The sequence below is a fragment of the Serratia sp. CoH_122_TC_1 genome (genome assembly GCF_058191755.1).
On record NZ_JBXWLA010000021.1, the window covers coordinates 105120 to 112875 of the forward strand.

The 7756-nt window shown below is 49.9% G+C and carries 10 protein-coding genes; 2 read left to right on the forward strand and 8 right to left on the reverse strand.

Translation table 11 applies throughout. From position 1 onward, the window contains the following. Nucleotides 1–7 precede the first annotated feature (7 nt). The 3 genes from AC2FC2_RS23170 to mobA all read right to left on the reverse strand — a co-directional run bounded on the left by AC2FC2_RS23170 (nt 8) and on the right by mobA (nt 2715). Complete coding sequence (locus AC2FC2_RS23170; protein WP_129942272.1) at nt 8–286, reverse strand: hypothetical protein; 279 nt, start codon at nt 284–286, stop codon at nt 8–10. Nucleotides 287–419: 133 nt separating this feature from the next. Further along, complete coding sequence (gene traI / locus AC2FC2_RS23175) at nt 420–2375, reverse strand: TraI/MobA(P) family conjugative relaxase (protein ID WP_129942271.1); 1956 nt, start codon at nt 2373–2375, stop codon at nt 420–422. Nucleotides 2376–2382: 7 nt separating this feature from the next. Next, the gene (mobA, locus tag AC2FC2_RS23180) at nt 2383–2715 is read right to left on the reverse strand and encodes a plasmid mobilization protein MobA (RefSeq protein WP_129942270.1); all 333 of its coding nucleotides are present in this window, start codon (nt 2713–2715) and stop codon (nt 2383–2385) included. Nucleotides 2716–2958: 243 nt separating this feature from the next. Here mobA and AC2FC2_RS23185 point away from each other — a divergent pair, with 243 nt between their 5' ends. Continuing rightward, the gene (locus AC2FC2_RS23185; RefSeq protein WP_129942269.1) at nt 2959–3243 is read left to right on the forward strand and encodes a mobilization protein; all 285 of its coding nucleotides are present in this window, start codon (nt 2959–2961) and stop codon (nt 3241–3243) included. A 49-nt stretch (nt 3244–3292) separates the two neighbouring features. On the opposite strand, the gene AC2FC2_RS23190 is transcribed toward AC2FC2_RS23185, so the two are convergent. Together AC2FC2_RS23190 and AC2FC2_RS23195 are read right to left on the reverse strand one after the other, a co-directional pair. After that, a complete protein-coding gene (locus tag AC2FC2_RS23190) occupies nt 3293–3856 on the reverse strand; it encodes an LPD29 domain-containing protein (RefSeq protein WP_129942268.1) in 564 nt (187 codons plus the stop codon). A gap of 46 nt (nt 3857–3902) precedes the next feature. Continuing rightward, nucleotides 3903–4319 carry a protein TraE gene (locus AC2FC2_RS23195; protein ID WP_129942267.1) on the reverse strand — a complete coding sequence of 139 codons (417 nt, stop codon included), beginning with the start codon at nt 4317–4319 and terminating at the stop codon, nt 3903–3905. 236 nt (nt 4320–4555) lie between these two features. On the opposite strand from AC2FC2_RS23195, the gene AC2FC2_RS23200 reads away from it, so the two are divergent. Then, nucleotides 4556–4750, forward strand: a complete 195-nt coding sequence (locus AC2FC2_RS23200; RefSeq protein WP_253083452.1) for a hypothetical protein — start codon at nt 4556–4558, stop codon at nt 4748–4750. A gap of 422 nt (nt 4751–5172) precedes the next feature. Here the strand turns inward: AC2FC2_RS23200 and AC2FC2_RS23205 are convergent, their stop codons facing one another. The 3 genes from AC2FC2_RS23205 to AC2FC2_RS23215 form a co-directional block, all read right to left on the reverse strand. Continuing rightward, complete coding sequence (locus AC2FC2_RS23205) at nt 5173–6054, reverse strand: DUF4942 domain-containing protein (protein WP_394802836.1); 882 nt, start codon at nt 6052–6054, stop codon at nt 5173–5175. Between the two features lie 59 nt (nt 6055–6113). After that, nucleotides 6114–6374: a hypothetical protein gene (locus AC2FC2_RS23210; protein ID WP_165366497.1), complete on the reverse strand. Its 261-nt coding sequence runs from the start codon at nt 6372–6374 to the stop codon at nt 6114–6116. Between the two features lie 165 nt (nt 6375–6539). Further along, nucleotides 6540–6941, reverse strand: a complete 402-nt coding sequence (locus AC2FC2_RS23215; RefSeq protein ID WP_129942266.1) for a dehydrogenase — start codon at nt 6939–6941, stop codon at nt 6540–6542. Nucleotides 6942–7756 lie beyond the last annotated feature (815 nt).

Here is a 7756-nt window from a genome sequence, read left to right on the forward strand (position 1 = left end):
CTATGATTTATGAATTTAGTTGAATTGAGTCAATGGCGATTAATAACTCAAGATTTAACTTGAGTTGAATCGCTGTTCCCATTGTGGATATCGACGTTAACTGCATTCGGTTACACGCCGCTTTGAGTGAGTCTTTGACAGTGTCCTCCGATACATCCCGAAGCTGTGCGATGGTTCCCACAGGAATTCCTGTCGAGTACATGTAAGCGGTGGCCAATTGAGTGAGGGTTAAAGCCGGAAAATACTTGTGTAATGCCTTAAATTGGCTAGGATCGATGGCAGCCATGGCAGCCTCCTGTTCAGGTTGTTGTGGTTAGCTGGTTGTACAGGCCTTCAACCCTGTGCAATCAGCGCCTAACGCAATGATTTACATTAATTATCTCTCTTTACTTTCTATTTACTGCCTGTTGAAGCTCTGTTTAAGGACGTGGTCCCCAATACGAATCCACTGTTGGTGCATCATCCTCGCGATCATCAGCTTGTAGTGATACTGCCGGGTCGTCATAACCCATCTCTGGTCGAACATGGCGATGCTCCAGAACCTCAGAGCGACCACGCTGCCAATTATCTGTTGGCCGGAACACCTCTTTTTCCTGCTGGTAATTCAGGCGGCATCCTTCGAGCAACACGCGGTCAACGAAATCGTCATCACCCACAACCTCCACACGCTCGCCACTTTTGGCACCGGCAATCTCTGCAGCCAGGTGGTAATTCGCCGTATCGTCGTAATCCTCAAACCCGGGCTTAATCTCAACCTGGTCGCCACGATCTACCACACCGACAACCCCATCCCGCAGATATTCAACTGTACCGTTCCGATGTAAGCGGGTTGCATGGGTAGACCGTTCAAGCAACGGTGAATCGTCAGCGGCACCAAACACCAATACACTGTCTTTATGTTTATTAGGGGCAGAAGTCCTGGCTTTTCGTTTCTCACGGTAAGCCCATCCTCGCAGCTGGCTAACTGCGGCAACATCACCCGTTAAGGCTTCGCGTTCCACCCAGGAACGGTAAGATAATGGTCGATATTGCCCAGATTCAAACAGGGTCTTACGTTCCTCTCGGATCTGAATCCGCAGCTCAGCCGTCGCTTTCATACGCTCGAACTCGGCCACGCGATACATCAGCTTGCGCAACAGTGGATCAGGATAGCTGTGCCGAACATTACCTTTCATAGCCTGATAGTGTGCGGCAATTTCCTGATGACGCATCTTCACGTTCAAGTCTGGCTTGATCCATTTATCGCGATACTGTTGGTAACGCAATTTGAGATCATCTCGTGCAGCAGCACGCTCTTCTCGACGCTCTTTTCTGGCATCACGATCGCGCACATGGAATTCAGGTTGGTAGCGGTTATATATCGCATAGCCGCCTTCTTCCGGGTCACCAGAGTCGAAAGAAGGAGGGCCTTCAAACGGACCAAAATAAGGTTCAAGTCTGGATTTTGCCAATGTAGGGTGAACATCAGATGCCTTGACCATCATGGTGTCAGGTCTTTCCAGATCGTATATAACCAACCCGCCCGACTGTTCACGCAACCCCAGACCATTTGCATGCATCAAGAGGTGAAAATAATTCCAGCTGGCCGTCTTGTTTTTAATGGCATCAGTTATCTGGGTGCGTGTCTGACGAACAGCATAATGATACAGACTTTCCTTATCAGAAAAGATCTCCCGCTTGGCGGCACCTTGTGGAGCACTCTGAAAACGCCAGGGTGCGCGCTGCAATGTATTATTATCCCCCCACACCCAACTGCCATTGTCTTGTTTGAAACCAAAACGCTTCTCCAGGACACGGCAACACTGTTGCAGCGTATCGGCATCATTCCACATATTAGCTGCACGGTACGTTTCCGGGTTTACACGATTAACCGCAATATGGCAGTGAACATTGTCAGTATCCCGGTGGATAGCGGTAACAAACTGGTGCAGTTCCATACCCAGTTTTTCCAGGCAATGACGTGCACTATCGAACACCTGATCAGGTGTTGGTGCCTCATCCGCTTGCCAGGATAAAATGAAGTGATAGACGGGGTCTTTGCAGTGACGATTTTGTGCAGCAACCATATTCATTTCCGCTGCTGCCGTCTCCAGTGAGAAACAATTGGTTTCGCACTCAACACCACCAACAATGACTTGCTCTCGCCCATCAGGAAAGCTCTCGATGACCTGCATAGGTGAGAATTCGTCGCGCCGCTCAACATAATCAACCAAGCGGTCAAAAACGGCTTGGTTGGAGCGGGAAGTGGACTTATCGATTTTGTCTGGCGTGATAACGTCATCAGGCTTTTTCTCATCCCGCAGACTCAGGTAGCCGACCAGCTTCATAAAGCTGGTTCCGCCATCTCGTCTTTTTTCTGGGATGATAACGTTCATGGTGCCCTTATTCGTTTGCCGGTACGAGATTCAAATCTAGTGCAATGATGGCCTTTTTCACTTCGACCAACACGTCTGAAAACTGCTTGCTCAGTTCCTGAGTCATTTGTTCCTGCATCTGAGTGTAGAGATGCTTTTGCAAGCCACCCAGGCGAAGAAGTTCGTTCATTAACCGTGTATCGGTACGGGTCATGATCTTCCTGTTAAGCGCGGAACGGCGCAGTAGTTCGGAGGTACTAATCCCTGCTGCCCTGGCCTTGCCTTTGATGACATCCGCCTCTTCCTCGGTGCATCGAATTTGGATGATGATCCCTTTCTGACGCGACTCGCTTTTCGACATAACTCAACCTCTAACACTCAACTGGGGTGTCGGGGCGTAGCCCTGACCAGGTGTTTTGCATTATCGACTGCGTGCAGGCGGTAATGACAAAACATTTCCTGTCCGTCATTTTACTACGTCTATCCTTCGCGATGCGAGTTATTTTTCGCCTGATTAGGCGTCAGTGAGGGGGCGGGCTTGGCCTATCAGGATTGATATGGTTTAATGTGTCTGGTTGGCATTGATGAAAATCACGAGGACAAAATGGCAGGAAACAAATTTTATACCCAGGAGCAGCTTGAAGAAGCAAAGTTAACACTTGAATGCTTGCCCGATTTGACGCCGAACAAAATCAGCAGAACTGAATTGCTCGATTCACTGAAAGAAAACATCATCACTTTATCTACATCAAAGGGTTATACAGCAACGGAAATAAAATCCGCATTGCAGACTGTAGGTATATCGGTGAGTGAAAAGTCTATATCTGACATCATTCGTGCATCAAAGTCTCCAGCCAAAAAAACGAACAAAGACCGCAGTAAAGCCTGAGACTAAGCAAGCAGTATGAAAATGGCGGGTTTACCCGCCTTATTGATACTTAAAGTGATCTAAGAACAAAACGGATTTCACTCTGTAAGTTATCGTGGCAAAAGAAACCTGAGCTAATCGTAAACAGTTTCCCTCTTTTATAGGCATCTACGTCAACCCATTCAGGGACCTCTTCAGAAAAAATTTCTCGACACTGCGTGATGGCTTTTTCGATGAGTTTATCACTATAGCGCCGGTCTACTGAAACGTAATGCACACCGCCATAAACAGCATTGAATGGACTTTCACTATACTCATAAATATCTTCCATACTGTTAAAACAACCGTTCTTAAATTTTCGCGTAATCTCTTCAACTTTTTCATTCTGTGGACCATCTTCCCATTTTACCGTAACCGCATCATAATTGGTTTTTTTGACAGAAAATTTCACACCGGGAAAACTCTGTTTCAGTAGCAAACGAATGTTTGCTGAGACTACTGCGGCAACAGTAGAATTTTTGTTTTTTTCAATCATTTTGAGATGCGAAAATTCAGGCGAATTTTTTAACCTGTCTACTTCAGAATCAAAAGCAGATTTCATCTCTTTTTTTTCTTGCTCTTTAAGTGAATGCATATGATTTTCTCAGTGATGAGTGGTGGGGCCATCGCCCCGCAGATTTTTAGAAGATTGGTGTCAATGTGCCGTATGGCTTTAACAGCTGCATGATCTCGTCATAAATCGCACCATCGGCTGTCACGATCACTACAAATCCGGTATCAAGACAACGCCAGCATCTTGAACTCAGTGGTACAAATCGGTAGTTAGTTGAACTCAAAGCGACAACCTGCACCGGTTCTTTTTCTATCACCGAATAAATGTCGTAATGCGCATTCTTACAATGCTGTCCAAATTGAAAAGCCGCATCCCATTCGCTGCTGGCGTTGCATATGTAGCTGCAATTTCCTTGCATAGCGCCATCGCTTGATGGTGCATAAAAACGAACCACAAAACGCCCGACTCGGCAGGTTTCAAAGTCATCCAGATCACATCTTTCGGAAGATTTTTGAGCAGCGGTGTTGACGTTTTGTGTGTTCATTCTGGTTTTCCTCTTGTCGGTGGTTAGTCCATCTCTCGGTGAGTTTCGTCGCAGCAAAGGGCACTGGTGCAACGGCGAACGGCGTAATACCAGGGCGACAACGAAAAGTTTTCTGACCCGCAGGAAGGAAAAGTTTTTGGCGGCGGCGTAGCGTCACCCTGGTATTGCGTTGGGCGACGGTGCTACCCCCTGCCCTCTGCGCCGGTACTCAACGGGTGATGGTCACTGACACAAACGTGAGAATGAACACATCCGGCACGCCGGAACGGCGGGACGTCTCTGGCGGTGGTGCCTATGGCGCCACCAGTGAAAGCGGCGTCGGCTTCTGCCGGCAGCGAGCGCTTGCTGTTGACGTTGGCTCTCAGACCCTAGCTGGCAGGCCCGAAACCGAAGGGTTCGGCGAGACTTGTCTGCCGCGTGCGGCTGGCTAGTCGAGTGGGGGTGATGGTCGGGCGCTGGCGACCGGCCACCGCAGGGAGCGCCAGCCCGTTATGGGTTTATTAAGGCCTGACGAAAGGAAAAAGAGGCGTCAAAGAAGGGGAGAAACCAAACGACAATATCGAACTGATGGGGAAAAGACATGGCTGAATCGGACAAGAAAGGCAGTGATCCGCCGTGGCGCAGCCACAGCAGCCTTTTCTGCCCAGCCGATTTAGGCAGTTGGCATACTCATATGCATGATTGCAGCAATGTGCCAAAATGACACATTGCCGCCACATTCAAAACAATGGATTGCCTCACCCTCGGCTTCCCCACATTGTCGATACACGTCCCCAGCAGGGGCAAAGTACCGTGATCGGACATATTTTCCAGGCAGGGGGTTTCCCTGCCTTCCTAGCGTTAACTCACCCTGTTACAGGCGGGGTGGCAACATGCCGGGGAACTGACGCGCCACAATATCATTGATTTCATTGACCAGATCGGGACGCTTAAACACGATATGCCCCGTCCCTTTGGCAAAACCCTTGACGGTAAAATATTCAAGATCACACAGCTCACTGATTTTGTTGCCAGTACGGAAAAAATCAGCGTACTTTTGACCATCTCCCGCTCTGAAGTCCGGTACGGTTTTCCCATCAAGCAGATAGAACGGACGGGCCAGATCATCCAGCAGTTGCTGCCCTTCCCATGTAAAACTGGAATGACCGTGGCGCCATGTGCTGAGAAAGCGCTCCACGATGATTTTTTTCCCAAGACGGCAAGGACTGTTGGTTTTATAATCCCATGACAAGCTGCGGAACACGTCGATCACACCTTGTTCAAAAGTATTTACCTTCTCTGAATTCAACTGCTTGAACGTGGCCAGCACAGTCTCAAGCGTGACCTCCGGACAATCCTTGCTGTTCAGTTGGCGATCCCATTCATCCCGTTGTTTGCTGCTCATCAGCGTGTACATGCCGGTATCACTCAGCAACCGATCCCACACTTTCTGATCAATCAGCTTGGCAACCGCATCACCGTATTTCTCAGGCTTGTCCCGCCAGTCCAATGCAAGTTTTACTACATCACTGAATCCATAAAGATTATCCTTGTTGGCAGCCGCAGAGAGCTGTTTAGCTGCAGCATGGATAAGCGTCATTCCGTCCATAAATTGCGCAATGCCACTGTTGCGCTGCGCGATAATACGATCAATGGACACTGAAGGAATGAGGTCGCCACCCTGGGAAGGGTTAACGGTGATATCAGCCATCACACCGAGGCACTTGCTAGACTGCTCTACTGTTGAAAATGTCATGTGCGTCTCCTGTTTGAGTCGGGAAAACTGCCGCCCGGAAGGGACGGCAGTCAGTGTTATCAGGCGTAGGCCCGTTTCAGTTCCAACGTGCGTAATACCTGCCCCAACTCGCTGCCGCGCATGGCCGGAATACGTACCGGCTGGCGTTTACGCTGACATTTGGCAATATGCCGACCCAATGCACGCAGTTCAGGCTGAACCGCAGCGGCCGCGAGGCTGTCCCGCAGGATGCGAGTTTGTTTTTTCGGCAATTCGTTATTTGCCGCCAACTGCTTTACATACAAAGCGGTTGATGTAATGATTGAACCTTCAATAGTCATAGTTTTTACTCCAATCGATTATTGAGAGCCGGGCTAACTTTCCTAGGGGTAGACCGGCACGAGATAGCAGCGGAAACGCTGCTTTTTTCATTTACGGGTTTGCGTTTCCCGGTAAACACCTCCTTACTTGATTGCTCCGAGCTATTGCCGCCCAGACGGTTAAGATCAGACATACGAGTTATCGATTGCCAATGTGATAGCGAGGCGATACCGCGCGTGTTCCCATGCCGCGTTCCCGATGGCGCCAAAATATTCACCGGCAAGGCGCTGAGCCTTAACCCAATACTTGGCAACCTCATAAACGATTTTTGGCTTGTCGGGATTGAAATACGCCACCCCGTCGAACGCGACACGATCCGTCATCGTTTTGAAAATTTCATAAAGTGCCTGCTCCAGCTCGTCGGCAGAAACTGCAGCACCGTGTAGCTCGTCCATGAATTCAAGTTGTCGGCTCATTACCCTGTCGGCATCCGGGTATTTCCCCGAAAACATCAGAACAGGGGTTTCCCCCCATCTTTCCGAGGGCTCCTGAGCGGCGGTTTTGACGTTGACGTTCTGTGTGTTCATTCTTCTCTCCTGCCTGGTGGTTAATTCATCTCTCGTCGGGACCTTTCGCGGCAAAGGGCAAGGGAGCAACGACGAACGGGTGAGCGCAAGGGCGCCGCTGGCGGCGTGCATTCCACCCTTGCGCTCACCCGGGCGGCGGTGCTACAAGCAGCCCTCCGCGCAAGGGGGCGTACGGGAGATAGCCACCGATATCCGGAGAGGATGAACACACCCGACACGGCGAAAGCCGGGGCGTCTTCAGCGTTCGTCGCCTTGGTGACGAACAGTGATAAGCGGCGCCGGCAATAGCCGGCTGCAAGCGGGCCCATGACCTTCGCCCTCAGACCGTAGCCGACAGGCCCGAAACCCATAGGGGTTCGGCGAAGCTTGCCGGGCAGCTCGCCCGGTTAGCGCAGTCGGGTTGACGGCTGGACGGCATCGCCGGCCAGTTGCCGGAGGGGGCCAGGTTCCTGATTTATTTACGAGGAAGTCTCTATGAGAAGGGAAATGGCAGGAATATACCCCGCCAGCGTACATCCTGCCGACATGGACAACGGACATGCATGTGACCATTCGGTCAACGTTATCAGGTGTATTAGCTCAGATTTGACCTGACACAACTATGGCGCAGAATCAGACCCAATCTGACAGTCCGTTCTGTGTTGCATCCATCGGTTGAACTCACAGCCAAAAGCAGACGTTTTAATAATTATTTTTGGCAATACTCACTGCGCCAACTTGGATACTGATTTTATTCTTCCCACTGCTGGCTAAGCCCGAAAAGGCACATCAGTATAGGAAAGCTTAGTTTTCTTATAGCCGTTGTAGTTGAGCAG